At 73.8% G+C, this 26,347-nt stretch carries 31 protein-coding genes and 1 pseudogene; 16 read left to right on the top strand and 16 right to left on the bottom strand.

All coding sequences use genetic code 11. The features are described from left to right. Nucleotides 1-83: 83 nt before the first annotated feature. The 6 genes from ACFYYW_RS19585 (at nt 84) to ACFYYW_RS19560 (ending at nt 4,233) form a co-directional block, all read left to right on the top strand. The gene (locus ACFYYW_RS19585; protein ID WP_357964264.1) at nt 84-758 is read left to right on the top strand and encodes a chitosanase; all 675 of its coding nucleotides are present in this window, start codon (nt 84-86) and stop codon (nt 756-758) included. 50 nt (nt 759-808) lie between these two features. Further along, nucleotides 809-1,330 carry a hypothetical protein gene (locus ACFYYW_RS19580; protein WP_352326726.1) on the top strand — a complete coding sequence of 174 codons (522 nt, stop codon included), beginning with the start codon at nt 809-811 and terminating at the stop codon, nt 1,328-1,330. 28 nt (nt 1,331-1,358) lie between these two features. Then, nucleotides 1,359-1,964, top strand: a complete 606-nt coding sequence (locus ACFYYW_RS19575; RefSeq protein ID WP_352326727.1) for a cyclodeaminase/cyclohydrolase family protein — start codon at nt 1,359-1,361, stop codon at nt 1,962-1,964. After that, nucleotides 1,961-2,788, top strand: a complete 828-nt coding sequence (locus ACFYYW_RS19570; protein WP_387650381.1) for a bifunctional 5,10-methylenetetrahydrofolate dehydrogenase/5,10-methenyltetrahydrofolate cyclohydrolase — start codon at nt 1,961-1,963, stop codon at nt 2,786-2,788. The genes ACFYYW_RS19575 and ACFYYW_RS19570 overlap by 4 nt, the downstream gene beginning before the upstream one ends. 29 nt (nt 2,789-2,817) lie before the next feature. Beyond that, entirely contained in the window at nt 2,818-3,504 is a 687-nt protein-coding gene (locus ACFYYW_RS19565) for a type 1 glutamine amidotransferase (protein WP_387650380.1), read from the top strand. Nucleotides 3,505-3,567: 63 nt separating this feature from the next. After that, nucleotides 3,568-4,233 (top strand): endonuclease V, encoded by a 666-nt coding sequence (locus ACFYYW_RS19560; protein ID WP_387650378.1) that lies wholly within the window; start codon nt 3,568-3,570, stop codon nt 4,231-4,233. 42 nt (nt 4,234-4,275) lie between these two features. On the opposite strand, the gene ACFYYW_RS19555 is transcribed toward ACFYYW_RS19560, so the two are convergent. Then, on the bottom strand, nt 4,276-4,647 hold the full coding sequence (locus tag ACFYYW_RS19555) for a hypothetical protein (RefSeq protein ID WP_352326735.1): 372 nt from the start codon (nt 4,645-4,647) through the stop codon (nt 4,276-4,278). A gap of 104 nt (nt 4,648-4,751) precedes the next feature. Next, complete coding sequence (locus ACFYYW_RS19550) at nt 4,752-5,405, bottom strand: NADPH-dependent F420 reductase (RefSeq protein WP_387650376.1); 654 nt, start codon at nt 5,403-5,405, stop codon at nt 4,752-4,754. An 89-nt stretch (nt 5,406-5,494) separates the two neighbouring features. Here ACFYYW_RS19550 and ACFYYW_RS19545 point away from each other — a divergent pair, with 89 nt between their 5' ends. From ACFYYW_RS19545 to ACFYYW_RS19530, 4 genes are all read left to right on the top strand, one after another. After that, nucleotides 5,495-5,851: a winged helix-turn-helix transcriptional regulator gene (locus tag ACFYYW_RS19545; RefSeq protein ID WP_387650375.1), complete on the top strand. Its 357-nt coding sequence runs from the start codon at nt 5,495-5,497 to the stop codon at nt 5,849-5,851. A gap of 81 nt (nt 5,852-5,932) precedes the next feature. Next, on the top strand, nt 5,933-6,151 hold the full coding sequence (locus ACFYYW_RS19540; RefSeq protein ID WP_387650373.1) for a hypothetical protein: 219 nt from the start codon (nt 5,933-5,935) through the stop codon (nt 6,149-6,151). A gap of 335 nt (nt 6,152-6,486) precedes the next feature. Beyond that, nucleotides 6,487-7,095: a TIGR00645 family protein gene (locus ACFYYW_RS19535; protein ID WP_352331531.1), complete on the top strand. Its 609-nt coding sequence runs from the start codon at nt 6,487-6,489 to the stop codon at nt 7,093-7,095. 38 nt (nt 7,096-7,133) lie between these two features. After that, the gene (locus ACFYYW_RS19530; RefSeq protein WP_364390092.1) at nt 7,134-7,337 is read left to right on the top strand and encodes a hypothetical protein; all 204 of its coding nucleotides are present in this window, start codon (nt 7,134-7,136) and stop codon (nt 7,335-7,337) included. Between the two features lie 154 nt (nt 7,338-7,491). Here ACFYYW_RS19530 and ACFYYW_RS19525 read toward each other — a convergent pair whose 3' ends face one another. Then, nucleotides 7,492-8,295 carry an HAD hydrolase family protein gene (locus ACFYYW_RS19525; protein ID WP_364419414.1) on the bottom strand — a complete coding sequence of 268 codons (804 nt, stop codon included), beginning with the start codon at nt 8,293-8,295 and terminating at the stop codon, nt 7,492-7,494. A 50-nt stretch (nt 8,296-8,345) separates the two neighbouring features. Between ACFYYW_RS19525 and ACFYYW_RS19520 the strand changes: the two genes are divergently transcribed. After that, the gene (locus ACFYYW_RS19520; protein ID WP_352329808.1) at nt 8,346-8,729 is read left to right on the top strand and encodes a hypothetical protein; all 384 of its coding nucleotides are present in this window, start codon (nt 8,346-8,348) and stop codon (nt 8,727-8,729) included. A gap of 109 nt (nt 8,730-8,838) precedes the next feature. Here the strand turns inward: ACFYYW_RS19520 and ACFYYW_RS19515 are convergent, their stop codons facing one another. Next, entirely contained in the window at nt 8,839-9,315 is a 477-nt protein-coding gene (locus ACFYYW_RS19515) for a DUF2283 domain-containing protein (RefSeq protein WP_352329810.1), read from the bottom strand. Between the two features lie 127 nt (nt 9,316-9,442). On the opposite strand from ACFYYW_RS19515, the gene pyrF reads away from it, so the two are divergent. Further along, nucleotides 9,443-10,249: an orotidine-5'-phosphate decarboxylase gene (pyrF, locus tag ACFYYW_RS19510; protein WP_387650370.1), complete on the top strand. Its 807-nt coding sequence runs from the start codon at nt 9,443-9,445 to the stop codon at nt 10,247-10,249. Here the strand turns inward: pyrF and ACFYYW_RS19505 are convergent. Further along, a pseudogene (locus ACFYYW_RS19505) lies at nt 10,230-11,893 on the bottom strand (2-isopropylmalate synthase). The gene pyrF and the pseudogene ACFYYW_RS19505 overlap by 20 nt on opposite strands. 202 nt (nt 11,894-12,095) lie before the next feature. On the opposite strand from ACFYYW_RS19505, the gene ACFYYW_RS19500 reads away from it, so the two are divergent. Further along, nucleotides 12,096-12,794, top strand: a complete 699-nt coding sequence (locus tag ACFYYW_RS19500) for a FadR/GntR family transcriptional regulator (RefSeq protein ID WP_387650368.1) — start codon at nt 12,096-12,098, stop codon at nt 12,792-12,794. A 163-nt stretch (nt 12,795-12,957) separates the two neighbouring features. Here ACFYYW_RS19500 and ACFYYW_RS19495 read toward each other — a convergent pair whose 3' ends face one another. The 11 genes from ACFYYW_RS19495 to ACFYYW_RS19445 form a co-directional block, all read right to left on the bottom strand. After that, nucleotides 12,958-13,176, bottom strand: a complete 219-nt coding sequence (locus tag ACFYYW_RS19495) for a hypothetical protein (RefSeq protein WP_364390089.1) — start codon at nt 13,174-13,176, stop codon at nt 12,958-12,960. Nucleotides 13,177-13,234: 58 nt separating this feature from the next. Beyond that, a complete protein-coding gene (rbsK, locus tag ACFYYW_RS19490) occupies nt 13,235-14,128 on the bottom strand; it encodes a ribokinase (RefSeq protein ID WP_364390088.1) in 894 nt (297 codons plus the stop codon). Beyond that, complete coding sequence (locus ACFYYW_RS19485; RefSeq protein WP_387650366.1) at nt 14,125-15,465, bottom strand: ADP-ribosylglycohydrolase family protein; 1,341 nt, start codon at nt 15,463-15,465, stop codon at nt 14,125-14,127. Before ACFYYW_RS19485 ends, rbsK begins: the two co-directional genes overlap by 4 nt. Further along, a complete protein-coding gene (locus ACFYYW_RS19480; protein WP_352328141.1) occupies nt 15,462-16,601 on the bottom strand; it encodes an ADP-ribosylglycohydrolase family protein in 1,140 nt (379 codons plus the stop codon). Before ACFYYW_RS19480 ends, ACFYYW_RS19485 begins: the two co-directional genes overlap by 4 nt. Next, nucleotides 16,598-17,557: an ADP-ribosylglycohydrolase family protein gene (locus ACFYYW_RS19475; RefSeq protein WP_387650364.1), complete on the bottom strand. Its 960-nt coding sequence runs from the start codon at nt 17,555-17,557 to the stop codon at nt 16,598-16,600. The genes ACFYYW_RS19480 and ACFYYW_RS19475 overlap by 4 nt, the downstream gene beginning before the upstream one ends. 6 nt (nt 17,558-17,563) lie before the next feature. Then, complete coding sequence (locus ACFYYW_RS19470) at nt 17,564-18,529, bottom strand: ADP-ribosylglycohydrolase family protein (protein WP_387650363.1); 966 nt, start codon at nt 18,527-18,529, stop codon at nt 17,564-17,566. Next, nucleotides 18,526-19,836, bottom strand: a complete 1,311-nt coding sequence (locus ACFYYW_RS19465; protein WP_387650362.1) for an ABC transporter substrate-binding protein — start codon at nt 19,834-19,836, stop codon at nt 18,526-18,528. Before ACFYYW_RS19465 ends, ACFYYW_RS19470 begins: the two co-directional genes overlap by 4 nt. A 12-nt stretch (nt 19,837-19,848) precedes the next feature. Continuing rightward, nucleotides 19,849-20,667 (bottom strand): carbohydrate ABC transporter permease, encoded by an 819-nt coding sequence (locus tag ACFYYW_RS19460; RefSeq protein WP_352328137.1) that lies wholly within the window; start codon nt 20,665-20,667, stop codon nt 19,849-19,851. Beyond that, nucleotides 20,664-21,578 carry a carbohydrate ABC transporter permease gene (locus tag ACFYYW_RS19455; protein ID WP_387650360.1) on the bottom strand — a complete coding sequence of 305 codons (915 nt, stop codon included), beginning with the start codon at nt 21,576-21,578 and terminating at the stop codon, nt 20,664-20,666. Before ACFYYW_RS19455 ends, ACFYYW_RS19460 begins: the two co-directional genes overlap by 4 nt. Beyond that, a complete protein-coding gene (locus ACFYYW_RS19450; RefSeq protein ID WP_387650359.1) occupies nt 21,575-22,606 on the bottom strand; it encodes a LacI family DNA-binding transcriptional regulator in 1,032 nt (343 codons plus the stop codon). Before ACFYYW_RS19450 ends, ACFYYW_RS19455 begins: the two co-directional genes overlap by 4 nt. 254 nt (nt 22,607-22,860) lie before the next feature. Continuing rightward, nucleotides 22,861-24,087 (bottom strand): MFS transporter, encoded by a 1,227-nt coding sequence (locus ACFYYW_RS19445; protein ID WP_387650358.1) that lies wholly within the window; start codon nt 24,085-24,087, stop codon nt 22,861-22,863. A gap of 23 nt (nt 24,088-24,110) precedes the next feature. Between ACFYYW_RS19445 and ACFYYW_RS19440 the strand changes: the two genes are divergently transcribed. From ACFYYW_RS19440 to mihF, 3 genes are all read left to right on the top strand, one after another. Then, complete coding sequence (locus ACFYYW_RS19440; RefSeq protein WP_387650357.1) at nt 24,111-25,358, top strand: ROK family protein; 1,248 nt, start codon at nt 24,111-24,113, stop codon at nt 25,356-25,358. 109 nt (nt 25,359-25,467) lie between these two features. Next, entirely contained in the window at nt 25,468-25,872 is a 405-nt protein-coding gene (locus tag ACFYYW_RS19435; RefSeq protein WP_352325177.1) for a heme-binding protein, read from the top strand. Nucleotides 25,873-25,973: 101 nt separating this feature from the next. Continuing rightward, nucleotides 25,974-26,279 (top strand): integration host factor, actinobacterial type, encoded by a 306-nt coding sequence (gene mihF / locus ACFYYW_RS19430; RefSeq protein WP_043641121.1) that lies wholly within the window; start codon nt 25,974-25,976, stop codon nt 26,277-26,279. Nucleotides 26,280-26,347 lie beyond the last annotated feature (68 nt).

The following is a 26,347-nucleotide window of genomic DNA, read 5'->3' as shown; positions in this document are numbered from 1 at the left end:
CCGCTATGTGCCTCTCGCTGTCCCTTGCCGTGACCTGCGTTTCCCCCGCAGACCTCAACAACCCTCACAAGAAGGACATCGCCATGCAGCTGGTGTCCAGCGCGGAGAACTCCTCGCTGGACTGGAAGGCCCAGTACGGCTACATCGAGGACATCAAGGACGAACGCGGCTACACCGCGGGCATCATCGGCTTCTGCTCCGGCACCGGCGACATGCTGGAGCTGGTCGAGCTCTACACCAGGCGCAAGCCCTCGAACGTGCTGGCCAAGTACCTGCCCGCGCTGCGCAAGGTCAACGGCACCGACTCCCACAAGGGCCTCGGCAGGCCGTTCGTCAAGGACTGGAAGAAGGCCGCGGCCGACCCCGTCTTCCGGCGGGCCCAGGACCACGAGCGCGACCGCGTCTACTTCGACCCGGCCGTCCGCCGGGCCAAGAAGGACGGCCTGCGGGCGCTCGGCCAGTTCGCCTACTACGACGCCATGGTCATGCACGGCCCCGGCTCCGACAAGCTGAGCTTCGGCGGCATCAGGAAGGCCGCGCTGGCCAAGGCCGCCTCCCCCGCCCGCGGCGGCGACGAGGTGGCCTACCTCAACGCGTTCCTCGACGCCAGGAAGGCGGCGATGAAGGCCGAGGACGCCCACGACGACACCACCCGGGTCGACACCATGCAGCGCGTCTTCCTCAGGAAGGGCAACCTCGACCTCAGGCCGCCGCTGACCTGGAAGGTGTACGGCGACAAGTACACGATCAAGCACTGATCCGGCGATCAGGGTAGGTTGGTGCACAAGCCGAACAAACGGGGTTAATCATGTCCAACGGTGCCCGTCATGGTCTGGGAGTGGTCGCCGGGCTGCTCCTTCCTCCGCTGATCGCGGCCTGCCTCATGTACGGCATCGGCGAGCTCGGCCTGACCATGGCCACGCGGTACACGGTCTCCTGGCTCGGGCTGGCCGTGATCGCGGTGGCCGGGGCCGGTCTGGCGGTCCTGGCCGGCTCGCGTCTGTCGCCGATCGCCTCGCTGCTCGGCGGCCTGGCCTACACCGCGCTCGGCCTGGTGCCCGCGGTGGAGCTGGGCGCCGGCATCCGCGTCATCCCCGGCGGGCTGGTCACCGGCAGCCTGGGGGCGGGCCTGCAGACCACGATCTACACGGGGGTCATGCTGTTCCTCGGCGTGGCGCTGCTGGTCGTGTCGGCCTTCCCGTCGCGGTGGCGGTCCCCGGCGCGGCCGTCGGCCTACACCGCCTACACCTCCGACTACGGCGCGGCGGGCTCGCCGTACCTGCCGCAGGGCACGCCGCACGACGTCACCAGGCCGATGCACCGCGAGTGAGTCCGGCCGGGCCTGGCAGAATGCGGCCATGCGCGACTCGAAGATCGTCGACTTCCTGGCCGAGCTGGCCGACAAGGTGCCCGCCCCGGGCGGCGGCGCCACCGCCGCCCTGCACGCGGCCCAGTCCGCGGCGCTGCTCGGCATGGTGGCCCGCTACACCACCGGCGAGCGGTACGCCGACCACGCCCAAGCCGTAGCCGCGGTGATCGAGGAGACCGACGCCCTGCGAGCGCGGGCGCTGCGGCTGGCCGAGGAGGACGCGGCCGCCTTCACCGCGGTCGCCGACGCCTACCGGCTGCCCAAGGGCGAGGAGCGCAGCGTCTCCATCGCCCGTGCCCTGGCCGGCGCGGCCGAGCCCCCGGCCCTGGTGGTGGCGGCCGCCATACGCCTGGTCGAGCTCTGCGAGCTGCTGCTGCCGATCGGCAACCGCAACGTCGTCACCGACGTCGCCGCCGCCGCCGAGGCCGCCCGCGCCGCGCTCACCACCGCCCGGGTGAACGTCGAGGTCAACCTGCGGGGCATCAAGGACGAGCAGGTCCGCGAGGAGCTGACGGCCCGCCTGGCGGGCGTCGAGGCGGCCGTCGTCACGGCCGACCGGATCACCGCCGGGGTACGCGAGGAGATCGCCCGATGAGGACGCTGACCGGCCGCGACCTGGCCACCGCGATCAAGGCCCAGACGCAGGTCGAGGCCGCCGCCGGGCGGCAGCCCAGACTGGCCGTCGTGGTGGCCACGGCCGACGAGGCCAGCCTGTGGTACGTCCGCTCGATCGCCAAGGCCGCCGCGGGCGTCGGCGTCGCCTGCGACGTCGTCGACCTCGGCGCCGAGGCCGACCCCGGCAGGATCCACGAGACGCTGGCCGGGCTCAGCGCCGACGACGCCGTTCACGGGGTCATGCTCCAGACGCCGTTGCCGGCCGGGGCCTCGGCGCAGGAGCTGGCCGCCGCCATCGACCCGCGCAAGGACGTCGACGGCGCGAACCCGCTCTCGCTCGGCCGCCTGGCCGCCGGGCTGCCCGCGTTCCCGCCCGCCACGGCGGCGGCCGTCATGGCCCTGCTCGACCACTACGAGGTGCCGCTCGAAGGGCGGCGGGCGGTCGTCGTCGGCCGCTCGACCGTGGTCGGCAAGCCGCTGGCCCACCTGCTGCTCGACCGGCACGCCACGGTCACCGTCTGCCATTCGCGCACCCGCGACCTGGCCGCCGTCACCGCCGGGGCCGAGATCCTCGTGGCCGCCGTCGGCCGCGCCGGGCTGATCGGCGCCGCGCACGTCGCGCCGGGCGCGGTGGTGATCGACGTGGGCACCAACCCGACCGACGACGGCGGGCTCACCGGCGACGTCGACTTCGCGGCGGTCTCGCAGGTGGCCGGCGCGCTGACCCCGGTGCCCGGCGGCGTCGGCCCCGTGACGACCGCGCTGCTGCTGCGCCACACCGCCCGCGCCGCGAACCTGCCCTGAGCCCCGACATCCGAGAGTGGAGACCATCGATGGGTGACGTCCTGATCGTGCAGAACAGCAGGAGCGGCGGCCCGAGCCGGCTCGGCGACTGGCTGGAGGAGGCCGGGCTGCGGCTCGACGTGGTGCTCGCGCACGAGGGCGCCCCACTGCCCGACCGGCTGGACCGGCACGACGCCATGATCATGCTCGGCGGCGGCTACCTGCCCTCCGAGGACGACCGGGCCCCGTGGCTGGCCCCCGCCCGCCGGCTGATGGGCCAGGCGCTGGCGGACGGCGTGCCGCTGTTCGGCATCTGCCTGGGCGGCCAGATGCTGGCCGAGGTGGCCGGTGGCGAGGTGACCGGCGACACCGGCACGCCGGAGAACGGCAGCCTGCCGGTCACCATCCGGCCCGAGGCGGCCGCGGACCCGCTGTTCCAGGGCCTGCCGCCGGTGGTGCCCGCGATCGAGCACCACAAGGACGCCGTCACCCGGCTGCCGGCCGGCGCGGTGTGGCTGGCCGAGACGCGCGCCTGCCCCTACCAGGCGTTCCGGGTGGGCGAGCGGGCGTGGGGGGTGCAGTTCCATCCCGAGGTGCTGCCCGCCCGCGTGCGCGAGTGGACGCCCGACGGCTTCGACCCCGAGCAGGTCTACGCGGGCGCGGTGGCCGACGAGCCCGTCTCCACGCCGATCTGGCGCGAGGTGGCGACACGCTTCGCCAAGATCGTCCACGCCTGACCGCCCGCCGTCCGGCCCGGGCGGTGGCCGCCCCGTGGGAGGAATGGCCCTAACGTGGGTGGAATGCGGGTAGACAGACTTCACCCCTGGCCGGCCGACGCGGCCGAGGCCGAGGCCGTCCAGGATCGGCTGCGCGGCCGCGTCGAGCTCGCCGGGCCCACGGCCTTCCCCCTGGTGGCCGGCCTCGACGTGCACTACCACGGCGACGACGAGGTGACGGCGGCGGTGGTCGTCCTGGACGCGGCGAGCCTGGAACCGGTCGAGCGGGCGGTGGCCCACGGCCGGGCCGCCTTCCCGTACGTGCCCGGCCTGTTCGCCTTCCGCGAGCTGCCCACCCTGGTGGAGGCGCTCGAACGCCTCGCCGTCACCCCCGACCTGCTGGTCTGCGACGGCCACGGCCTGGCCCACCCGCGCGGTTTCGGCCTGGCCTGCCACCTGGGCGTGCTGACCGGCCTGCCCGCGCTCGGCGTGGCCAAGACGCCGTTCGTGGGCGAGCACCAGCCGCCCGGCCGGGAGCGCGGGGACTGGACGCCGATCGTCCACGAGGGCGTCACCGTGGGCAGGGCGCTGCGCACGCGGCGGGACACGAAACCGGTCTACGTCTCCCAGGGCCACCGCATCGGCCTGGACACCGCCACGTCCCAGACCCTGCTGCTCACGCCGCGCTACCGCCTCCCCGAGCCGGTGCGCCAGGCCGACCACCTGGCCCGTCACCCCGGCGGCGCGTGACCGCCTCCACAGCCGGGTCCCGCCGGAAGGCCGACGTGACGGTCAGCGCCGCCAGGCCCAGACGACGAGCCACACGCTGAGCCCGAAGATCGTCATGCCCAGCGGCACGTGCGCGGCCACCGCCCCCGACCCGCCGAGCATCGACTGCAGGAACCCGAGCAGCAGCACCCCGAGGCTGACCAGCGCGGGCCAGCCCGCGCCGCGCCCCGGCCGCCACAGCAGCACGGCCGCGACGAGCTGGAGCAGCCCGAGCAGGTGGACGGCGCCCGCCCCGGCCCCGTGCAGGCCCGCGCCGGCCCCGCTCATCAGCTGCCCCGCCGTGACGGCCTGCAGCAGCACCGACAACATGCTGAGCGTGGCGAGGGCCTTGAACGCGGTCGCATACCCGCTCCCCTTGACGACCTGGGTGACCACTGGACTCTCCTTCGACCTCGGGTGGACGCCCCAAGGATCGCGCCGCCGCCGGAGCCGGGCATCCGCCGCCCGTCGTCATCCGCACTACGCCTCACGGCGTACGCTCACGCCGGTTCGTGCGCTCCCGAGGAGGCCAGCGGGGGCAGGATCGCCTGGGCGTCCGCGCCGCCGAACCAGAGCCCGATCATGAACGCGGCCGTCGCCTCCAGCTGGACCGCCCGGTCGAGGCCGCCGCCGTCCAGCGGGGTGCAGCCCAGGTCACGCACCAGGCCCCGGACCAGGTCGAGCGCCCGGGCGTCGTCGCCGCACAGGGGCACCGCCAGCGGACGGCCGCCGAACACGGGCGGCGTCATCCGCCACACGTCCACGTGGCACAGGTTGAACGCCTTCACCACGTGCCCGCCCGTGAGGTCGGCGATCCGGCGGGCGAGCGGACGCGTGACGTCGTACCTGTCGGGGGCGGCGCCGTTCGTCACGTCGATGATCGGCTTGCCGCGCAGGGCCGGGCCGGCGGCGGCCAGCACGTCGTCCAGCCCCGCCTCCCGGACGCCCACCATCACGACCTCGCCGGACGCGGCCGCCTCCGCCCAGCTCCCCGACCGCGCCCCCGGGCGGCCGACCTGGGCGTTCATGCTCTCCGCGCGGGCACGGGCGCGCTCAGGGTCGCGCCCGCTGACCGTCACCTCGTGCCCGGCCCTGATCCACTGCGTGCCGAGCGCGTCGGCCATGCCGCCGGCGCCCAGGATCCCGATCTTCATGTCGTCCTCCGTGCTGCGAAAGGGCTTTACTAGGACTAGGACTCTAGAAATCCCGTCACGCACCGATCGGTGCCTATCGGAGGCGTTACGTGTTCCTCGCCGACTGCCAGGCCAGACTGGCCTTCGACCTGATCGCCAACACCTGGAACGCGGTCGTCGTCTGGTCGCTGCGCCACGGGCCGCGCCGTCCAGGTGAGCTGCGCGCGCAGATCGGCGGGATCAGCCCCAAGGTGCTCACCGAGACGCTGCGCCGCCTGGAGTTCAACGGGCTGGTCACCCGCCGGGCCTACGCCGAGGCCCCGCCCCGCGTCGAGTACGCCCTGACCAACCTGGGCCGCTCCCTGCTCGGCCCGATCGAGGCGTTCGGCGCGTGGGCCCACGACCACGCCGAGGACGTCATGGACGCCCAGGACCGGTGGACGGGCTCGCAGTCCCCCGCTTTATGAGGATTCTTTAACGCAGCGTTACTGAGTAATTACTCTGGGTAGCAAGTCGGTGGTTGATTCCACCATCCCCAGGAGGTACTCATGCCTGACGTCCAACGCCGCCGCGCCGCCGTCATCACAGGCGCGCTCGCCGCGGCCCTCACCGCCACGCTCTTCGCGGCGCCCGCGTACGCCGTCGTCGATCCCGCCACCGCGGTGCCGTGCGCGGCCGAGGCCGCCGCGGGCCTGGCCGCCCTGGTGGACCCGGCGGCCCCCCAGGCGCCGACCGAGATCCCCGCGGCGGGCTGCCTGCATCCCTGACCGGCCGGCCACCGCGCGGGCGGTGCGGCGAGCCACGCCGCACCCCCGCCACCGGCCCTCCCCCACCGACAGCTCCGACAGTGCCGACCCACTCCGACCAGCTCCGACCAGCTCCGACAGCGCAATCCCCGTGCCCGACCAGCAGCAGTCGAGGAGTCCCCATTGAAGTTCCGAATCCTGACCAGCGCAGCGGTCCTCGCTCTGGCGGCGGCGGCCGCCGTTCCCCCAATCGCCCTCGGGTCAGGGGGCCGAAACGATCCGGGGAACATCAATGTCCAGGCCATCGTCGACCGGGTCAACATCTTCACGTCGTAGTGAGGCCACCACAGTTGACCGTGGCCGAGTCCGAGTCCGCTCCCCGGCCGCGGAGCACGCTGGAGCGCGTCGGCTACGTCATGTTCCTCAGCCGGTGGATACAGGCGCCGCTCTACCTCGGGCTGATCGTCGCCCAGGTCGTCTACGTGTGGCGGTTCATGGTCGAACTCGCCCACCTGGTCGAACTCGGGTTCGGCGGCAACCCTCCGGAGACCACGATCATGCTGATCGTCCTCGGGCTCGTCGACGTCGTGATGGTCTCGAACCTGCTGATCATGGTCATCATCGGCGGCTACGAGACCTTCGTCTCGCGGCTGCGCATCGACGGTCACCCCGATCAGCCGGAGTGGTTGTCCCATGTCAACGCAAACGTCCTCAAAGTCAAGCTGGCCATGGCGATCATCGGGATCTCGGGGGTGCACCTCCTGCAGATCTTCATCAACGCCGCCCGGCCGGCCATCACCGACAGGGAACTCGTATGGAAAACACTGATCCATCTCACCTTCGTGGTCTCGGCGCTTGCCCTGGCCGTGATGGATCGGATCATGGCGGGCGGGCGGCACGTCCAGCAGGCGCACCGGGACCGGCAGCCCGGCGGCGTCGCGCAGGAGCGGGTCGCCGCCGCCTAGCGATCGCCCTGGCGGCCGGCGCGGGGCTGCTGGCCGGCGTGTGCTGGGCGGCGCCGGCGGCGTACGCCTCGGCGCCTGCCCAGGGGCCGCGGCCGCTCATCGGCGACGTGGTCGTCTTCAACGACGAGATCGTCGAGCCGGTGTCGCTCCCGGTGAGCACCTGCGGCGGCCTGCTGCCGGTGCTCAGCGGCGCGCCTGCCGGGTGCGAGGGCACGTCCCGGGTGTCGGACGACGACGCCTGAGCCCCCCGGCGCCCGCCCGCGGGGGCGAGCGGGCGCCGGATCCCGGCCGGGTCACGCCATGGAGGCGTTCGAGAACCCCGGCCGGGTCAGCCATGGAGGCGTTCGAGAACGCCGGCCGGGTCAGCCATAGAGGCGTTCGAGAACGTCGGCCGGGTCAGCCGTACAGGCGTTCGAGCACCTCGGCCACGCCGTCCTCGTCGTTGGAGGACGTCCGGTGCCCGGCCGCGGCCAGCACCAGCGGGTGCGCGTTGGCCATCGCGTAACCGGCCCCGGCGAAGGCCAGCACGGCCAGGTCGTTGGGCATGTCGCCGAACGCCACCACCTCGGCGGGCTCGACCCCGCGTGCCAGGCACAGCTCCGCGAGCATGCCCGCCTTGGTCACGCCCAGGGCGCTGACCTCCAGGAGTCCCGGCACCCCGGAGTGGGTCACCTCGGCCAGCTCCCCCACGGCAGCCGCCGCGGCGGCCGACATCTCGTCGAGGGTGTGCGCGGGCGAGAGCACCAGCAGCTTGACGATCGGCTCGCCCGCCTCGCACGCCGAGACCACCTCCCGGTAGTGCTCCGCGTCGTGCTCGACCCGTCTGGTGTAGCCGGCCTCGGTGAGCACGCCCGTTCCCGTCTCGACGGCGAAGGCCGCCCCGGGCAGGGCCGCGGCCAGGCTGTCGGCGACCTCCCTGGCGGCCTGCGGCTCGATCGTGCGGCTGGCGACGATCTCCGCGGCGGCCAGGTCGTACAGCAGGGCGCCGTTGCTGCAGATCGCCAGGCCGGTCAGGCCCGCCTGGCCGGCGATGGCGCGGATGGAGCGCGGCGGGCGGGCGGTGACGAAGACGATCTCCGCTCCGGCGGAGCGGGCCAGGCCCAGGGCTCGCCGGGTACGCGGGGAGACGACCCCGGCGGAGGTCAGGAGGGTGCCGTCGAGGTCGGTGGCCACGATGCGGGGCGGGGTGGCGGAGGTCACGTCCCCACCGTAGATCCCGGCCGGGAGGGGCTCGGGGGTAGGGTGCCCTCGTGTCTACCAATTCGGGGCGTTTCGCCCGGTCCGGGCCGCGTCCGGACGACCGGGTCGCCTCCGCCTTCCGGTTCGCGTCGGAGCTGGTCGCCTGGGTCGCGACGCCGTGGGCGCTGCTTCCCGGTTCGGTGTGGCTGGCCGTGTTGTCGGTCGTGGTGCTGATCGGGCTGCCGACGGTGTTCGCCACGCCCGGCGACAAGCGGAGCGTGCTGGTCGCCGTGCCCGGGTTCGTGACGGTCGGGCTGGTCGCCCTCCAGCTCGTCGTGGGGGTGGCGGCGGCGTGGGTGGCCTGGCACGCGGTCGTGGCGGCGGCGGTCACGGTGCTGGCGGTGGTCACCGTGGTGCTGGAACTGCCGCGCTGGCGCTGGCTGCTGACGGGCTGAGCGGCCGCGCGGCCGGAGGCTCCCTAAAAAGGCGCATCTCGCCGGAGGGTCCCGCAGAGGCGCGTCTCGGCGGAGGGTCCCGCAAAGGCGCGTCTCGGCTGAGGGTTCCTCAGAGGCGCATCTCGGTGGGGAGGCGGGTGGCGGCGTGGAGGAGCTCCAGGCCGAGCAGGTCCCCCGAGGCGCCGTAGTCGAGGACGACGTCCTCCGAGACGGTCTGCCGTACCGCCTCACCTGGCACGATTTCGTGCTTCATCGCGATATAGGCGATGTCTTCTTCCTTGTTCCAGCTGACGTACACGGTCCGGGTGAGCTGGCGGTCCGGCGCGGCGTCGTCCGGCTGGAGCAGGCCCTCCTTGGCCTCGTGCGAGCCGGCCAGCGCCGCCCGTACCATGGCCAGCGCCACCTCGACCGCCTCCAGCGAGTCGCGCCCGGTCGCCCGGCGCTCGTGCTCCCACCCGGCCAGCCCGTCGATCCGGTACGGGCACGCCCACTCCCCCGCCTCCTCGTACGGCATGCCGACGGCGACGGTCACCTCGCGCGGCGGGACGGTCTCCAGCACCAGCACCCGCTGGGCGATCTCGTACATGCCGCATCATCTACCCAGACGCCCGCTTCCGGAAGACCCGCGGCCCGAGCCATATCATCCGGGGCCGATGCGTTCCGGCTTCCGGCGGCGGCGGGTTAGTGTGCGTTAGGGTCGCAAGGGGGCCTAGATGAACGAGTCGTTCGGCACACGCCTGCGTGCCAGGCTGGACAAATTCGGCCCGCTCTGTGTGGGCATCGATCCGAGCCCGGCGTTGCTCGACGCCTGGGGCCTCGACGACTCACCGGGCGGCCTCGAGCGCTTCAGCCGCACGGTGGCCGACACGATCAGCGACGTGGCCGCCGTGGTCAAGCCGCAGTCGGCCTTCTACGAGCGCTGGGGCAGCCGTGGCGTCGCCGTCCTGGAACGCACCATCGCCGATCTGCGCGAGGCCGGCACGCTGGTGCTGCTCGACGCCAAGCGCGGCGACGTCGACACCACGATGGCCGCCTACGCCGAGGCCTACCTCGACCGGGGCAGCCCGCTGGCCGTCGACGCGGTGACGCTCAGCCCCTACCTGGGGTTCGGCTCGCTGGAGGTGGCGATCACCTCGGCGGTGGCCAACGACGCCGGCGTGTTCGTGCTGGCCCGCACCTCCAACCCGGCGGCGGCCGGGCTGCAGCAGCGGGTGGCCGACCTGGTGATCGCCGGGGCCGCCGCGGCCAACGCGGGCCACGAGCCGTTCGGGCCGGTGGGAGTGGTCATGGGAGCCACGCTGCCCGCGCTCGACCACTCCCTGGCCGACCTCAACGGCCCGATCCTGGCGCCGGGGCTCGGCGCGCAGGGCGCCTCCCCCGCCGACGTGGCCCGGCTGTTCGCCCCGGTACGCGGCTCCGTCGTGCCGTCGGTCTCCCGGGCCGTGCTGGCCGACCCGCGACGGCTGCGGTCGAGGACCCTGCAGTACCGGGACGAGTGCGTCATGTACCTGACGTACTGAGCCGGTCGACGGCGGCCAGCACCGCCCGTACCGACGCGGTGAGCACGGAGGTGTCCTGGCCGGCGCCCCAGCCGATCACGCCACCCACGCGGGCCTCCACGTACGCGACGGCGCTGCTGCCCGTCCCCGCGTCCACGGCGTGCTCGGCGTAGTGCAGGACGTCTACCTCGACGCCGTCCGCGGCCAGCGCGGCGGTCAGCGCGGACAGCGGCCCGTTGCCGGTGCCGCGCAGCACCCGCCCCGACTCCAGGACGCCCTCGAACTCGTGCGTGCCCGGCGCGGTCTCGGCGGTGCGCCAGGAGGCGAACCGGGCGCGATGTAGGTGGCGTGGAACAGCGCCCACAACTCGTCGGCGGTGATCTCCTCGCCGCTGTCGTCCGTGGCCCGCTGCACCGTCGCGGCGAAGTCGATCTGCAGGCGGCGCGGCAGGTCGAGGCCGTGGCGGGCGCCCAGCAGGTAGGCGATGCCGCCCTTGCCCGACTGGCTGTTGACCCGGATGACCGCCTGGTAGCCGCGCCCCACGTCGGCCGGGTCGATGGGCAGGTACGGCACCTCCCACGGCGCCTGCTCCGGCGGCACGCCCAGCTCGGCGGCCCGCGCGGCGTGGTGGGCCAGGCCCTTGCGGATGGCGTCCTGGTGGGTGCCGGAGAAGGCGGTGTGGACCAGGTCGCCGGCGTAGGGGTGGCGGTCGTGCACGGGCAGGCGGTTGCAGTGCTCGACGACGCGCCGGATCTCGTCGATGGCGGAGAAGTCGATCATCGGGTCGACGCCCTGGGAGTGCAGGTTGAGCGCGAGGGTCACCAGGTCGACGTTGCCGGTGCGCTCGCCGTTGCCGAACAGGCAGCCCTCCACCCGCTGCGCCCCGGCGAGCACGGCCAGCTCCGCGCAGGCCACGCCGGTGCCGCGGTCGTTGTGCGGGTGCACCGACAGGATCACCGCGTCGCGGCGGTCGAGGTGGCGGTGCATGTACTCGATCTGGTCGGCGTACACGTTGGGGGTGGCGATCTCGACGGTCGCGGGCAGGTTGTGGATCACCGGGCGGTCCGGGGAGGCGTCCCAGAGGGCGGTCAGGTCATTGCAGATCTCCAGCACGTAGTCGGGCTCGGTGAGGTTGAACACCTCGGGCGAGAACTCGAAGCGCACCGGCAGCCCGTCGGCCAGGCGGGCGATCCGGCCGGCCGCGTCCAGGACAAGCTTGCGCAGGGCGTCGCGGTCGTGGCCGAGCACCACGTCCCGCCAGGTGGGCGCGGTCGCGGTGTAGAGGTGCACGACCACGTCGGGCAGGCCGCGGATCGACTCGAAGGTGCGCTCGATCAGGTCCTGCCGGGCGGCGGTGAAGGCCACCACGGTCACGTCCTCGGGCACCGCGCCGGGCTCGGCCAGCTCCCTGAGGAAGTCGAAGTCGAGCCGGCTGGCCGAGGGGTAGCCGACCTCGATCTCCTTGAAGCCCATGCGCACCTGGAGGTCGAACAGGCGGCGCTTGCGCGCCGGGTCCATCGGCTCGGCCAGCGCCTGGTTGCCGTCGCGCAGGTCGACCGGCACCCAGAGGGGGGCGGCGGTGATGCGGCGCGAGGGCCAGTCGCGCTCGCCGGTCACGGGCACCTCGACCCGCTCGTGGGCGGGCCGGTAGCGGTGGGAGGGCATCGCGCTGGGGCGCTGCCGGTTCCATTCGTACACGTCTTCGTTCCTTCTTCGGCGGTCGGACGACCGGCGGCACCTCGCACACCGCGGCGGGGTGCCGGTCCGGTCAGGCCCCGCCGCGGCGGCCGAGAAGAAGGAGACCGTACGACGACATGGCGGCTACACTAACCACAACACAGGTCCTCAGACAACCTGAGAGGTACGCATGCCGCTCGGCGCCCTCCGCCGCAGCCCCCTGGTCGACCAGGCCGTCCAGCACCTGCGCGAGCAGATCACCGAAGGCCACTGGCCGGTCGGCACCCGGCTGCCCGGCGAGAATGCCCTGGCCAAGACGCTCGGGGTGGGCCGCTCCACGGTCCGGGAGGCGCTGCGGGCGCTGGCCGGGGCGGGGCTGGTGCGGGCGCGTCAGGGCTCGGGGGTGTTCGTCATCGCCGCGGAGCCGGCCGAGGACTGGCCGGCGCGGCTGCGGCGGGCCGCGATCACCGACGTGTACGAGGTCCGCATGATGGTCGAGACGCAGGCGGCCAGGCTGGCGGCGGCCCGGCGTACCGACGAGGACGTCGCGGCGATGGAGGCCGCGCTGCGGGCCCGCGAACGGGCGGCGGGCGAGGACGACGCGGCGTTCGTCGACGCCGACATCGCGCTGCACGCGGCGGTCGTGGCGGCGGCGGGCAACCCGGTGCTCACGGACCTGTTCGCCGAGTTCGCGCCGGCGTTGCGGGAAGGGCTGATCGACATGGTGGGCCTGCTGGAGCTGCGCGGGCACGACCGCAACCCGGGGCACGACGCGCACGCCGCGCTGGTGGCGGCGGTCCGCGACGGCGACGCGGCGGCGGCCGGCGACCTGCTGCAGGCCGAGCTGGAGCAGACCCTCGCCCGGCTGCACGGCAGACCCGGCGCCTGACGACCGCCGGGGCGGGCGGTCCTGGCGGCCGGTCCTGGCGGGTGGGTCAGGCGGGTGGGTCAGGCGGGTGGGTCAGGCGGGTGGGTCAGGCGGGTGGGTCAGGCGGGCGGGTCAGGCGGGCGGGTCAGGCGGGCGGGTCAGGCGGGCGGAGTGGCCGGGTGGGTCAGGCGGTGGGGCCGGCGTCGGGGCGGATGACGTCCTCGCCCTCCTCGTCCTCCTCGGGCGGCTCCTCCGGGACGGGCTCCTCCAGCTCGTCCGGCGGGTCCGCGGACAGGGGGCGGCGGGTCCTGGGCGATCCGGAGGCGGACCGCTCGGCGACCACGTCGCTCTCCCCCTCCACGCCTCCCACCGCCGCGGGCAGGTCGTCGGGCTTTCGGCTCATGGCCCCCACCTGCCCGTGACGGCGTCCCTTGACGCCCGGCCGGACGTCAAGGGACGGGCTAGGACAGCTCCCGCAACGCGTCCTCGATCTCGGCCCGGACCGGCATCGACGTGCTGGCCCCCGCCCGCTGCACCGACAGCGCCGCCGCCACCGAGGCGAAGCGCAGCGCCTCGGCCGGCGCCAGCCCCTCGGCCCGCGCGACCGCCAGCGCGCCGACGAACGTGTCACCGGCGGCCGTGGTGTCCACCGCCTTCACCTCGATCGCGGGCACCCGCAGCCGCTCGCCCGAGCGCGCGCCGTACAGCGCGCCCCGCGAGCCCAGCGTGATGACGGCCTCCTCGACGCGTTCGAGGAGCGCGTCGAGGGCGGCGTCGGGGTCGGCCTGGCCGGTGATGTCGGCGGCCTCGTGCTCGTTCGGGACGATCATGGTGACCGCGTCGAGCAGCTCGTCGGGCAGCGGCTGCGCGGGCGCCGGCGTCAGGACGGCGGGCACCCCGGAGACCCGGGCCGCCTCCGCGGCGGCCACGACGGCCTCCATGGGCAGTTCGAGCTGGAGCAGCAGGGCCCGCGACCCGGCGATCGTGGCCAGATCACTGCCGGACGGCCCGGTCACGGTGCCGTTCGCGCCGGGCACGACGATGATCGAGTTGCCGCCGGCGTCGTCGACCACGATGTGCGCGATGCCGCTGGGGCCGGGCACCTGGCGCAGGCCCCGGACGTCCACGCCGGCCTCGGCCAGGGTGGAGCGCATCTCGGCCCCGAAGGCGTCGTCGCCGACCGCGCCGAGGAAGGCCACCTGCGCGCCGGCGCGGGCCGCGGCGATGGCCTGGTTGGCGCCCTTGCCGCCGGGCACGGTCCGGAACCGGTGACCGGTGACCGTCTCGCCCCGCTTGGGGGCCTGGGATACGTACGCGACGAGGTCCATGTTGGCGCTGCCGAAAACCGAGATCATGCGGCCATCATCTCCTGAGTACGTCGCGTCAGCTCGCCGAGCCCCACCCCGTCGAAGCCGGTCAGGCTGCTGGCCAGGCTGTCGCGCATGATCCAGCGGTCGGGTACGCCGCCGTTCAGCGCGCCCGCCACGGACCCCGCCGTGGCCCCGGCCGAGTCGGTGTCCCAGCCGCCGGCGACCGCGCCCGCGATCGTGGCGGTGAAGTCGCCCGCGCCGTGGATCAGCGTGGCGGCGACCAGCGCGGCGTTGTTGATCGTGTGCACCCAGTGCAGCGTGCCATGCCGCTGGTGCAGCAGGTCGATGACACGCTCGAAGTCCGGTTCGCGGGCGGCGTCGGCGACGGCCAGGCTGACCGCCGCGTGCAGGCGGGAGTCGCGCGGCACGACCGACAGGCCCGCCTCGACCACCTCCCGCGCCGATCCGGCGACCAGGGAGGCGGCGCACATGGCCGCGACGAACATCGCGCCGTAGATCCCGTTGGCGGTGTGGGTCAGCCGGGCGTCGCGCCAAGCCAGCTCGGCGGCCGTGGCGGGGTCGCCCGGGTTGGCCCAGCCGTAGACGTCCGTCCTGATGAAGGCGCCGATCCACTCGCGGAACGGGTTGCGGCGGGTGGCCGTCTCCGGCGGCTCGAAACCGTCGAGCAGGTTGCGGTAGGCGACCCGCTCGGCGGTGAACGTGCGGCCGGCCGGCAGCTCGTCCAGCCACAGCCTGGCGACGTCCTCGGTGGTGAAGCCACGGCCGTGGCGCTCCAGGACGGACAGCGCCAGCAGCGGGTAGTTGAGGTCGTCGTCCTCGGGGATGCCGTCGATGTTCTCGGCCAGCGAGTTGACCGCGCTGCGCCGGTTCCACGGCCACCTGCGCGCGATCTCCTCCGGCAGGCCCTCGGCGGTGAACCAGCCGGTGATCGGCCAGTTGCCGGTGGCCTCGGCGATCTGCCTGATGCCCGCGCGCGGGATCTTCTCCACCGGCTTGCCCAGCACGCAGCCGGCCGCCCGGCCCTGCCAGGCGCCCAGCAGCCGCGCCGGGTCCGCCTTCGCCGCCGTCCCGGCCGACGGCCAGTCGGGGCAGGCGGCGACGATGGCGTCCAGCTCGGAGGGCTCGGCCAGGGGCGAGGGGATCGCGGCCAGCTCGTCCAGCAGGCTCTCGGCCAGGGGGCGCAGCCGGGCCGCGGCGGCCTCGGAGGCCCCGGCGCGCGGCGGCGCGTCGTGGCCGCCCGCCGCGTGCCACCGCGCGGCCAGCTCGCGGACCCGGGGCAGGTCGCCCCTGCCGTCCTCGACGGCCTGGCGCAGCTCGTGGCCGACCAGGTCCTCCGGCTGGACCCAGGTGAGCCTGATCATCGAGCGTCCAGCTCGGCGAAGGCGGCCTCGTGGGCGCGCCGCCGCGCCAGGTCGTCGGCGTGCACCCGGCGCGCCACCTCGGCGATCGCCAGGCCGGGCGCCACCAGGTCGGTACGGCTGGCCGCCCCCACCTGCTCGACCCACTGCGCGGGCACCGCGGACAGCCCCCCGAGGGCGCCCGCGATCGCTCCGCCCATGGAGGCGATCGAGTCCGCGTCGCGGCCGTAGTTCACGCCGCCGAGCACGGTGTCGCGGACGTCGCCCTTGGCCGCGACCAGGAAGCCCAGCGCCAGCGGCAGCTCCTCGATGCTGTGCACCCGGCTCGGCCGGCGCGCGCCGAGCCCCTGGTCGCGGTAGGTGTCGGCGACCGTGTCGAAGGGCCGTACGGCGGCGCGCAGCACCTCGAAGGAGCCGTCCCAGTGGCCGACGCCGGCCGCGGCCTCGCAGACCGCCTCGATGGCGGCGCGGGTGCCGTCCTTGGCCAGGCGCAGGCAGGCGGCGACCACGGAGTCGACCGTGGCGCCCGGCCGCATGGCCTCGGCGACGGCGGCGGCCATCACGCCGGCGGCCTCGCGTCCGTAGCTGGACTGGTGGGCCCCGGTCAGGTCGACGGCCTCGGCGTAGGCGGCGTCGGGGTCGGCGGCGTTGACGATGCCGACGGGCGCGACGTACATGGCCGCGCCGCAGTTGACGATGTTGCCGACGCCGGCCTCGCGCGGGTCGACGTGCCCGTAGTGCAGGCGGGCCACGATCCACTTCTCGGCCAGGAAGATCCGCTGCAGCGGCAGCGCCTCGGCCTCCAGCTCGGGGATCCACCGCCGCTCGCCCATCAGCTCCGGCACGAAGTGGTCGGCCATCGCGTACGCGCCCAGGTGCCCGCCGACCTTCTCGTACACGCGGATCAGGGCGTGCGTCATCAGGGTGTCGTCGGTGATGTGCCCGTCGCCCTTGTGGTAGGGCGCGATCGGCCGGGCGTTGCGCCAGTCCTCGTTGTACGGCGGCACGATGCCCTCGACCCGGCCCCCGTACCGCTCCACGATCTGTTCGGGAGTCCAGCCCTCGGTGGCGCCGCCCAGCGCGTCACCGACCGCCGCCCCCGCCACGCAGCCAGTGGCCCTGTCCTCAAGCGGCGTCATGCGATTCCTTTCGTCAGTTCGATCAGATCCTTGCCCGCCAGCTCCGGCAGGCAGCAGCCCGCCAGCGTGCGGGCCGGCGCGAGCCACCCCTCCGGGATCGCGCCGTACCCACTGGCGGCCCCCGCCAGCGCGCCTGTCAGCGCGGGCGCCGAGTCGGCGAGCGCCGGCAGGCAGGCGGCGGCCGGGACGGCGCGGGCCAGGTCGCCCCCCGCCGCCTCGGCCAGCGCCAGGGCGACGGGCACCGTCTGTGCGGCGCCCACGCCGTAGCTGTAGACGTGGTCGAGCAGCGCGGCGTCCAGCGCGGGCACCGCGCCGAACGGGTCGCCCGCCTTCCGCGCCGCGGCCAGCGCCACCCGGGCGTTGTGCCCGATGGCGGTGTCGCCGGGCAGGACGGCGAGCGCCGCCTCCACGGCCTGGCCCACCGAGCCCGACGCGACCGCCGCGGCCACGGCGGCGGCCATGGCCTGGGCGCCGAGCAGGCCGTCGCCGGCGTTGGTCACCTGGGCGTCCTCGGTCGGGTCCCGGCCCAGGGCGCCGAACGCGACCGCCCGTACGGCGGCGGCGTCGTCGAAGTGGTGGGGGTTGTCGTGCCCGGAGGCCGGCGGCTCGACGCCCCTGGCCAGGTTGTCCAGCGCGGTGGCCACCGAGATGCGCGCCCGGACGCCGGTCAGCTCCCGGAACGCCGCGGCCCGCGGCCGGTCGATCGTCAGCAGCGTCCAGGCCAGCCATTCGGCGTCGTCGGACGGCCCGACGGCCAGCGGCGCGATCGGCTGGTTGAGCGCGAACGGCACCGGCAGCGTGGTGACCCGGTGCTCCTCGGCGAAGGCGTCCAGCTCGCGGTGCAGGCGCCGGCTCCAGGGCGCGTGCAGGGCGGCGCGGTGCCTGGCCGCGGGCCAGCCGGCGGCGTCGCCCACGGCGAGCCCGATGAAGGCCCCCCTGATTCTGTCCCCCGACATGATGATCTACAGTCCTTCCGCCAGTTCGTCGGCGACGTCCAGCACGTGTCTTCCGGCCACGACGGGCAGGCATTTGCCGCTCACCGGGCCGATCCGGGCGGCCCATCGTCCGGGCACGCCCTGTTCTCCCTGGATCGCGCCGGCGACCGCGCCGGCGATGGCGCCGATCGTGTCGGCGTCCCGGCCCAGGCTGACCCCGAACGTCACCGTGGCCTCCACTTCGCCGCCGCCCGCCAGGACGGCGCCCAGCGCCAGCGCGACGGCCTCGGGCGCGAGGTCGGTCCAGGGGTAGTGCCGGACCACGACGGCCTCGTGCAGCGCCTCGATCAGGGCCAGGTCGTCGTCCGCGCCCGTGGCGAGCACGTCGCGCGCCCTGACGACCGCGCGGGCCGTCCAGGAGTCGGCGGGGATCACCGACAGCGCGGCGGCCACGGCCTCGGCGGGCGTGCCGCCCGCCATGGCGGCGGCCACGGCCCCGGCGACCGCGCGGCCGCCGAGTATGCCCTCGCCCGACCCGCTGACCAGCCCGTCCTGCTCGATCAGGCGGGCCGCCTCGGCCGGGTCGCCGGGGCAGAAGATCCCGTACGGCGCCGCCCGCATGGCCAGCCCGTCGGACCAGCCGTGCTGGTGGACGCGCCCGGTCAGCGGCGGCTCCAGCCCCCGGCGGAGCGCTTCGATGGTGCCCAGCTCGGAGAAGCCGGCGCCGCGCATCGGCCCGGTCACCGACGGGATGATCTCCTGCCGGTACGCCCGCGCGACGTCGGCCGCGGTCAGGGCGTGCCCGTGCCGGACGAGCAGCGAGGCGGCGAAGATGGCGTATTCGGTGTCGTCGGTGCCGCCGCCCTCGATCTCGGTGAGCCGGCCCCACCGCCGCCGGATCTCCGACGGCGACAGGTTCTCGGCGGGGGCGCCGAGGGCGTCGCCGGCCGCCAGGCCGAGCAGGCACCCCCGGGCCCTCAGGCGATGAGTCACTGCTGGTACCGCTCCAAGACCTGGTTGCCGTCCTCGACGAGCCGCTTGGCCGCGTCGTCGATGGTGATCTTATTGGCGAAGTACTCCTGGAGGACCGGCGTGGCGACCTTGCTCTTCCACTCGTCGAAGCCGTTCACCTTCAGGAACGGGGCCACGACCAGGTTCTTGGCGGAGGCGGTGGCGACGTCCCAGCCGTTTTCCTTGGTGGTCATCGCCGGGTCGGCGGCGGCCGTCTGCGAGGTCGGCAGCAGCCAGTCGCCCTTGGCGAGCTTGGCCTGGTTGGCGCCGTTGAGGAAGAAGGAGATGAACTTCATGGCCTCGTCGGGGTGCTTGCTGTCCTGGGCGATCGACAGCGTCTGCGAGACCGCGCCCTGCTGGGCGCTGGTGCCCTTCGGCGCGGGCAGCGTCACCCAGTCGAAGTCGTCCGGGGCCTGCTCGGCGACCTGCTGGCGCAGGTAGACGCCGGCCGGCAGCAGCGCGAACTTGCCCTTGTAGAAGGCGGGCAGCGGGTCGGCGGTGCCCTGGCCGAGCGCGGCCGGGTCGGCGGACTTGTCCTTGTAGAGCTGGTCGTGGATGCGCTGGAGCACCTCGCGCTCCTCCGGCCCGACCTTGACCGTGGTCTTGCCGTCGGCGGTCTGGAAGAACGTGCCGCCGAAGTTGAGCGCCAGGTTGAGCGTCTTGTTGACCGGCGACTTCATCGGCCAGGCCACGCCGAACGTGCCGCCCTTGGTCATCTTCTTGGCGGCCTCGGAGAACTCGTCCCAGGTCCACGGGTTGTCCGCGGTGGGGACGCGCACCTTGGCGGCGTCCAGGAGCTTCTTGTTGGCGATGATGACCTGCGACTCCTGCAGGAACGGCACGCCGTAGATGCCCTGCTCGCCCTTGCCGCCGTTGAAGGTGACGGTGTCCCAGGCGGACTGCGGGATGTCGCTCTTGAGGTCGGCGGGCAGCTTGCTCGTCAGGTCGAGCAGGTAGCCGTCGGAGGCGAACCCGGCCAGCGCCGGCGAGTCGTTGTGGATCACGTCGGGCGCGGTGCCGCCGGCGAACTGGGTGACGAGCTGGTCGTTGACGTTGTCCCAGCTGCCCTGCACGTAGGTGACCTGGGTCTTGGGGTTGGCCTTGTTCCACTCCTCGACGAGCTGCTTGTTGGCCGCGACGGACTCCTTCTGCCAGGCCAGGCTGAGGAAGTTGAGCTTCACCGGCTCGCCGGAGGAGGCGGCCTCTCCACCGCCCCCTCCTCCGCTGCCGCCACACGCGGCGGCGAACGCGACGACGGCCGCCGCCGCCAATGCGGACTTGATTCGCATATGAGCCTCCTACTAGCCCTTCACGGCGCCGGCCATCAGGCCGGACTTCAGTCGCCGCTGAATGATTGCGAAGAAGATCAGGCTCGGGATCGTCGCCATGAGCGACGCCGCGGCCAGCGGGCCGAGCCTGGCCACCCCCTCGGGGCCGGTGAACCGCACCAGCGTGAGCGGGAGTGTCATCACGTCGGGGTCCTGGAGGATCACGAGCGCGAACAGGAACTCGTTCCACGACGAGATGAACGAGAACAGCAGCGTGGCCACCACGCCGGGCGCGAGCAGCGGCGCCACCACGCTGGCGATCGAGCGCAGCCGGGTCGCGCCGTCCACGGCCGCGGCCTCCTCCAGCTCGCGCGGCACGGCCCGCACGTAGCCCTGGAGCATCCACAGCGCGAACGGCAGCGTGAACGTCACGTGCACGACGACGAGCCCCGGCAGGGTGTTCACCAGCTCCAGATCCCGCAGGATCATGAAGAGCGGGATGATGATCAGGATGAACGGGAAGACCTGGCTGACCAGCACCCACCCGATCGCGACCTTGTTGAGCAGGCTGCGGTAACGGGCCATGGCGTACGAGGCCGGCAGCGAGATCAGCACGGTGATCACACTGCTGAACAGCGCCACGACCAGGCTGCGGCCGGCCGCGCCGATCAGGTCCTGCTCGCCGAAGGCGTCGGAGAAGTTGGACAGGGTCGGCTCGCGCGGGATCCATGTCGGGTCGGCCAGCGCCATCTCCTGGGGCGTCTTCAGCGCCGTCGACAGCAGCCAGAACAGCGGGAAGGCCAGGAAGACGATGTAGGCGACCAGCGCGAGGTACTGCGGGGCGCGTCTCATCGGGCCTCCCTCATCTGGCGCCACAGGTACAGGCCAAGCACGGCGAGCACGACGATCGCCATGGCCAGGCCGAGCATCGAGGCGTATCCGGCCATCCGGTAGCGGAAGGCCTCCTCGTAGGCGAACAACATCGGCAGCCGGGTCTGGCCGCCGGGCCCGCCCTGGGTGAGCACGTAGACCAGGCCGAACTGGTTGATGTTCCACACGAAGTCGAGCGAGGTGATCGACACGATCACCGGCCGCAGCTGCGGGAGCGTGATGCTCCAGAACCGCCGCCAGCGGCCCGCGCCGTCGACCTCGCCGGCCTCGTAGAGCTCCTTGGGGATGCCCTGGAGCCCGGCGAGCAGGACCACGGTGGTCTGCGGCATGCCGGTCCAGACGCCCACCACGATGATCGCGGGCAGCGCGAGCGAGAAGTCGGCCAGCCAGTTGACGTGCGTGCCGAGCAGGCTGTTCAGGATGCCCGCGTCGGGGTGGTAGACGAGCTTCCACATCAGGCCGATGACCACCGGCGGCATCGCCCACGGCACCACCGCGAGCACCCGGGCCAGGGTCCTGAAGCGCAGGTTCTGGTTGAGCAGCACCGCCAGGCCGAGCGCGGCCAGGAACTGCAGCACGGTCACCGAGACCGACCAGATCGCGCCGATCCGGAAGGAGGCCCAGAAGTCGTCGTCGGTGAGCAGCCGGCCGAAGTTCTCCAGGCCGACGAAGCTGGTCTCGTGGACGCGCGTGTTGCGGGCGTCGGTGAAGGCCAGGCCGATGCCGTACAGCAGCGGGCCGATGCTGAACAGCGCGACGGGCACCAGCGCGGGCAGCATGAGCAGCCACATCTCGCGGTTCCTGCGCGACTTGGGACGCCGCCGGGAAGGCGGGCGCCGGGGCGGTGCCGCCGTCGTCACGGTCGCGGTCACGTCCTGCCTCCCTCTTGTCCGTAGGTCTCGCCCGCCGTCGAGGCCCGCACCACCAGGCGCGGCGGGACGGTGATCACGCGCGGCGCGGCGTCGTCGCCGTTCAGCCGGTCGAGCAGCAGCTCGGCGGCGACCTTGCCGCGTTCGGCCGAGCCGAGCGAGACGCTCGACAGCGACGGCCAGGACGCGGCGGCCAGGTCGGTGTCGTCCATGCCGACCACCGCGACGTCCTCGGGCACCCGGCGGCCGGCGGCGCGCAGCACGTCGAGGGCGCCGAGCGCGATCAGGTCGTTGGCGCACATCAGCGCGTCGACGTCGGGCGCCCGGTCCAGCAGCTCGGCCACCGCGCGGCCCCCTTGCGCGCGGTAGAAGTCGCCGATCTGGACCAGGTCGTCGTCGTAGGGCAGGCCGAGCTGCTCCAGCGCCTCGCGGTAGGCCGCGCCGCGCGAGGCTCCTGGCCAGGTGTCGGGCGGGCCGTTGACCAGCGCGATGCGCCGGCGGCCGAGCGCGTACAGGTGGTCGACGGCGAGCTTGACGCCGGTGCGCGAGTCGGCCCGTACGTTGTCCACCGGCGTGCCCTCCGGCACCGTGCCGATGATCACGACGGGCGCCCTGGCCGCGGCCAGCATCTGCAGGTGGGCGTCGGTGACCCGGAGCGGGCTCATGATCAGCCCGTCCACGTACCGCTCGCCCAGGCTGTGCAGCACGTCGATCTCGTCGGCCACCACGGCGTCGGTCGAGTGCAGGACGAGCCGGTAGCCGGCCGCCTTGAGCACCGGCTGGATCTGGCGCAGCATCGCCAGGTAGGCGGGGTTGCCGACGTCGGCCATGGCGAAGGCGACCTGGTGGGTGCGCCGGGACTTGAGCGACCTGGCCACGGCGTTGCGCACGTAGCCCAGCTCGTCGGCGGCGGCCATCACCTTGCGCACGGTCTCCTGCCTGGTCGGCAGGCCGTTGAGGACCCGCGAGACGGAGGCGATCGAGACACCGGCGCGCTCGGCGATCGTGGTGATCGTGGGTCCGTCGGCCAAGGCTGTCCTTCCAAGAACGTAAACGTTTACGGGAAAGTGTCTGTAAACGTTTACCGTGTTTCGCACATGAAACCGGGCCCTCACTTCAGGGTCAAGTCACGATCCCATAACGCCAGGTCAGCGGGCATATGGGGGCAACAAGAGCGCCCGCCCCCCGGGATTCGGGAAGCGGGCGCGTCAGTGGCGGCTCAGGGCCCGGGGGACGCCCGAGCGGCCACACGGGACGTCCGGCCGCTACGCGGGACGTTCTGTCGCTACGCGGAACGTTCAGCCGGGACGGGGGCGGGCGGCGACTGCAGGGTGAGCAGGCGGATCCCCGGGGCGCCGCTGAGCGCGACCACGGCGGCCAGGACGGCCGGGATGATCAGGGCGACCGGCAGCGACTTCGTGGCCTCGGCCACGTACCCGAGGACCGCCGGGCCGAGCAGCAGCCCGCTGTAGCCGAAGGCCGTCACCATGGCCAGGGCGCGGCCCACCGGGCCGCCCGCCGCGCCCACCGCGCTGAACAGCACCGGCACGACCGTGGCCAGCCCCACGCCGGCCAGCGCCCAGCCGGTCCACGCGCACACCACGCGCAGCGGCCCGCCGAGCACCGGGGCGGCGAGCACCAGGACGTACCCGAGGGTGGCGAAGCCGCCGGCGAGCTGGATCGTGCGCACCGAGCCGAGCCTGGCCCTGATCGGGTCGCCGAGCAGGCGGACGGTCGTCATCGCGACCGAGAAGATCGTGTAGGCCAGCGGCGCGTCGGCCGGGTCGGTGTGCAGCACCCAGCGGGCGTGCAGGGCGGCCCAGTCGATGGCCGCGCCCTCGCTCAAATGCCCGGCGAAGGCCGCCACCCCGAGCAGCGCGATCAGCGCCCACTTCAGCGTGCCGCCGCCCTCGCCGCCCTCCGCCTGCTCGCCGGCCTGCCGGGCGGCGTCGGGCAGCAGCAGGCGGCAGGCCAGCAGGTACAGGAACGGGACGACGAGCGCCCCCGCCACCAGCAGCGCCTGCGGGTCGACCGACGCCCTCAGCGCGAGGGACGTCAGCACGCCGCCGGCCGCCCCGCCCAGGCTCCACGTGCCGTGGAAGGCCGAGATGATGGGCCGGCCGTAGACCCGCTCGACCTCGACGGAGTGGGCGTTGATGGCGACCTCGACCACCCCCAGCCCCATCCCGAACGCCAGCGCGAGCGCCATCAGCGGCCCGTACGAGGGGGCCAGCGCGGGCCCGAGGAGCAGCACGGCCGACAGCGGCCCGCCGATCCAGGACACCCGCCGGCTCGACCACCTGTCCACCAGCCGCCCGGCCACCAGCATCGACACCAGCGCGCCGCCGGAGATCAGCAACAGGACGGTGCCCAGCCTGGCGGCGCCGAGGCCGAGGCGGTCGTTCAACGAGGGCAGGCCGGCCGCCCACAGGCCCATCACGAATCCGCTGAGGGAAAAGAGACCGAAGACTCCGACACGTGCACGTCTGGCATCAATGAGGCTTTTGTTCACGCCTAGAGCATAAGCTGGGAGTTGTGAAAAGTGCTACGACGAGCGGCGAACTTCGCGCGCACAACCGGGTCCGGCTGCTGCGCGCGGTGCACGACTGCGCGGCGACCCGTACCAGGTCGCAGCTCACCCGGGACCTCAACCTGGCCAGGGGCACGGCGTCGGTGCTCGTCGCCGGCCTGGCCGAGGACGCCCTGCTGCACGAGGAGCCCGCCTCCGGGCACACCGCCGGGCACACCAGGGGACGCCCCACCCAGGTGCCCGGCCCCCACCCGCTGGGCCCGCTGGCCCTGGCCGCCGACGTGCGCGAGGACGCCTGGGAGCTGGCGGCGTGCGAGCTGGGCGGACGGGTGAGCGTGCTGGAGGTCCAGCCGCACGACGGCACCCCGGAGGGCGCCCTGGCCTCGCTCGGCCAGGCGGTGGCCGACCACCTGTCGCGGCGGGTGATCGGCCTCGGGGTGGCCCTCGCCGGCCCCGTCCGGCACGACGGGCTGGTGGACATCGCCCACCTGGGCTGGCGGTCGGTGGACGTGCCCCGGCTGCTGGGCCTCGCCTGGCGCCCGGCCGGCCCCGACCCCGTCCTGGTGGGCAACGACACGGGCCTGGCCGCCCTGGCCGAGGCCCGGCGCGGACGGCTGCGCGGCGTGCGGGTGGGCCTGCACCTGCACGTGGACTTCGACCTCGGCGGCGTCCTCGTCGTGGACGGCCGGCCGCTGGACGGCGCGAGCGGGCCGGGCGCCGAGTTCGGCCACATGCCGCTGGGCGGCGGCGACCGGCCGTGCGCGTGCGGCGCGACCGGCTGCTGGGGCCAGGAGGTGGGCGCGAACGCGCTGCTGCGCCACGTGGGCCTGGCCCACGGCGGCGGCCGGGGCCGCGCGCAGGCGGAGGAGGTGCTGGCCGGCAGCCCGGAGGCGGTCGCGGCCGGGGCCCGCGCCCTAGGGCTGGGCATCGCCGCCCTGGTCAACGCGCACGACCCCGAGGTCGTCACGCTCTCCGGGCACGGCGTCGCGCTGCTGGAGCGCGCGGGCGAGGCCCTGGCGGACTCCTGCCGGCCCGCGCTGATGGCCATCCGGCGGGAGCGTCCGCCCCGGATCGAGGCCGCCGCGCTGGGCTGGCGCGCCGCCCTGCTGGGGGCCATGGAGTCGGTGTTCGACGCCTTCCTGACCCCCGAAGGGCTGGAGAGATGGCGCGAAAGGGGCCCCGACCAGGGCGCCGACACGCCCGGATCACGAAATGTGACGCATTCCACCCTGAAGAGGAAAATCTTGCAATAACTTCCGGCGGCACGAGCCCCGACCAGGCGATCTTGCGCCCCCCTCCCCCGGCGCTGTACGGATGGAAGGGCCCGGCGCGCTCACGATCTTCGACGGGGGGTGGGAACGCGTGGATCTCGAACTCGCGCTCCGCATGACCGAGGCCGCTCTGAAGCAGGCCGTCCGGGAGGGCGCGCTGGTCTCGGTGGCGGTCGTGGACGCGGGCGGACATCTGGTGTCTTTCCAGCGTATGGCGGGTGCGGAGATCGCCGGGCCGGTGCTCGCGCCGGGCAAGGCGTACACGTCGGTGGCCCTTCGCGCGGCCACCGCGGACCTCGCCGCGCTGGTGGCGCCGGGCGGGGAGCTCTTCGGTCTGGCGGGTGAGCGATTCGTCTGTTTCGGGGGTGGCATCCCCCTCTGGGCGGACAACGGCGAAGGGGAACGGGTGGCCGGCGGCGTGGGGGTCAGCGGCGGCACGATCAGCCAGGACGTGGCGTGCGCCGAAGCGGCCGCCCTGGTGTGGCGGACTCGTTGAGCGGGCGCTTTCCGCAACACGAACCGCTGGTATCCGCCATGATTAGCCACTGCACGACGGGAAACAGTTTCCCGAACCCAACTCCCCGAGGAGAGAACGAGATGGCACTTCCCACTCTCACCCCCGAGCAGCGTCAGGCGGCTCTGGCGAAGGCGGCCGAGGCCCGCGCCGCCCGCACGGCTCTGCTCGCCAAGGTCAAGGCGGGCGAGCTGACCTTCGCCCAGCTCCTGGAGCGCGACGACGACATCGCCAAGAAGATCAAGGTGTCCCAGGCCCTGCGCGCCGTCAAGGGCGTCGGCCCGGCCAAGGCCACCGCGCTGATGGAGGAGGCCGGCGTCGACGAGAAGCGCCGTCTCGGCGGCCTCGGCGCCCAGCAGCGCAAGAAGCTGGTCGACGCGCTCGGCTAGGACCGGGCGGCCGGGTCCGCGCGCGCTGTCGCGCGGACCGGCCGGCGACCCCTCGTAGGGCCAGGAGG

Source organism: Nonomuraea sp. NPDC001831, assembly GCF_042892035.1.
Lineage (GTDB): Bacteria > Actinomycetota > Actinomycetes > Streptosporangiales > Streptosporangiaceae > Nonomuraea.
The sequence above is the reverse complement of the archived record's forward strand: the minus strand, read 5'-3'. Positions and strand labels throughout refer to the sequence as shown.

What these genes read in the sequence shown, in the direction of transcription:
- ACFYYW_RS19465 (WP_387650362.1), bottom strand. Translation starts at nt 19,836, where the DNA reads ATGCGAATCAAGTCCGCATTGGCGGCGGCGGCCGTCGTCGCGTTCGCC.
- ACFYYW_RS19580 (WP_352326726.1), top strand. Translation starts at nt 809, where the DNA reads ATGTCCAACGGTGCCCGTCATGGTCTGGGAGTGGTCGCCGGGCTGCTC.
- ACFYYW_RS19515 (WP_352329810.1), bottom strand. Translation starts at nt 9,315, where the DNA reads ATGTACGAGATCGCCCAGCGGGTGCTGGTGCTGGAGACCGTCCCGCCG.
- rbsK (WP_364390088.1), bottom strand. Translation starts at nt 14,128, where the DNA reads ATGATCTCGGTTTTCGGCAGCGCCAACATGGACCTCGTCGCGTACGTA.
- ACFYYW_RS19570 (WP_387650381.1), top strand. Translation starts at nt 1,961, where the DNA reads ATGAGGACGCTGACCGGCCGCGACCTGGCCACCGCGATCAAGGCCCAG.
- ACFYYW_RS19480 (WP_352328141.1), bottom strand. Translation starts at nt 16,601, where the DNA reads ATGACGCCGCTTGAGGACAGGGCCACTGGCTGCGTGGCGGGGGCGGCG.
- pyrF (WP_387650370.1), top strand. Translation starts at nt 9,443, where the DNA reads ATGAACGAGTCGTTCGGCACACGCCTGCGTGCCAGGCTGGACAAATTC.
- ACFYYW_RS19460 (WP_352328137.1), bottom strand. Translation starts at nt 20,667, where the DNA reads ATGAGACGCGCCCCGCAGTACCTCGCGCTGGTCGCCTACATCGTCTTC.
- ACFYYW_RS19500 (WP_387650368.1), top strand. Translation starts at nt 12,096, where the DNA reads ATGCCGCTCGGCGCCCTCCGCCGCAGCCCCCTGGTCGACCAGGCCGTC.
- ACFYYW_RS19550 (WP_387650376.1), bottom strand. Translation starts at nt 5,405, where the DNA reads ATGAAGATCGGGATCCTGGGCGCCGGCGGCATGGCCGACGCGCTCGGC.
- ACFYYW_RS19585 (WP_357964264.1), top strand. Translation starts at nt 84, where the DNA reads ATGCAGCTGGTGTCCAGCGCGGAGAACTCCTCGCTGGACTGGAAGGCC.
- mihF (WP_043641121.1), top strand. Translation starts at nt 25,974, where the DNA reads ATGGCACTTCCCACTCTCACCCCCGAGCAGCGTCAGGCGGCTCTGGCG.
- ACFYYW_RS19540 (WP_387650373.1), top strand. Translation starts at nt 5,933, where the DNA reads ATGCCTGACGTCCAACGCCGCCGCGCCGCCGTCATCACAGGCGCGCTC.
- ACFYYW_RS19495 (WP_364390089.1), bottom strand. Translation starts at nt 13,176, where the DNA reads ATGAGCCGAAAGCCCGACGACCTGCCCGCGGCGGTGGGAGGCGTGGAG.
- ACFYYW_RS19475 (WP_387650364.1), bottom strand. Translation starts at nt 17,557, where the DNA reads ATGTCGGGGGACAGAATCAGGGGGGCCTTCATCGGGCTCGCCGTGGGC.
- ACFYYW_RS19560 (WP_387650378.1), top strand. Translation starts at nt 3,568, where the DNA reads ATGCGGGTAGACAGACTTCACCCCTGGCCGGCCGACGCGGCCGAGGCC.
- ACFYYW_RS19565 (WP_387650380.1), top strand. Translation starts at nt 2,818, where the DNA reads ATGGGTGACGTCCTGATCGTGCAGAACAGCAGGAGCGGCGGCCCGAGC.
- ACFYYW_RS19485 (WP_387650366.1), bottom strand. Translation starts at nt 15,465, where the DNA reads ATGATCAGGCTCACCTGGGTCCAGCCGGAGGACCTGGTCGGCCACGAG.
- ACFYYW_RS19575 (WP_352326727.1), top strand. Translation starts at nt 1,359, where the DNA reads ATGCGCGACTCGAAGATCGTCGACTTCCTGGCCGAGCTGGCCGACAAG.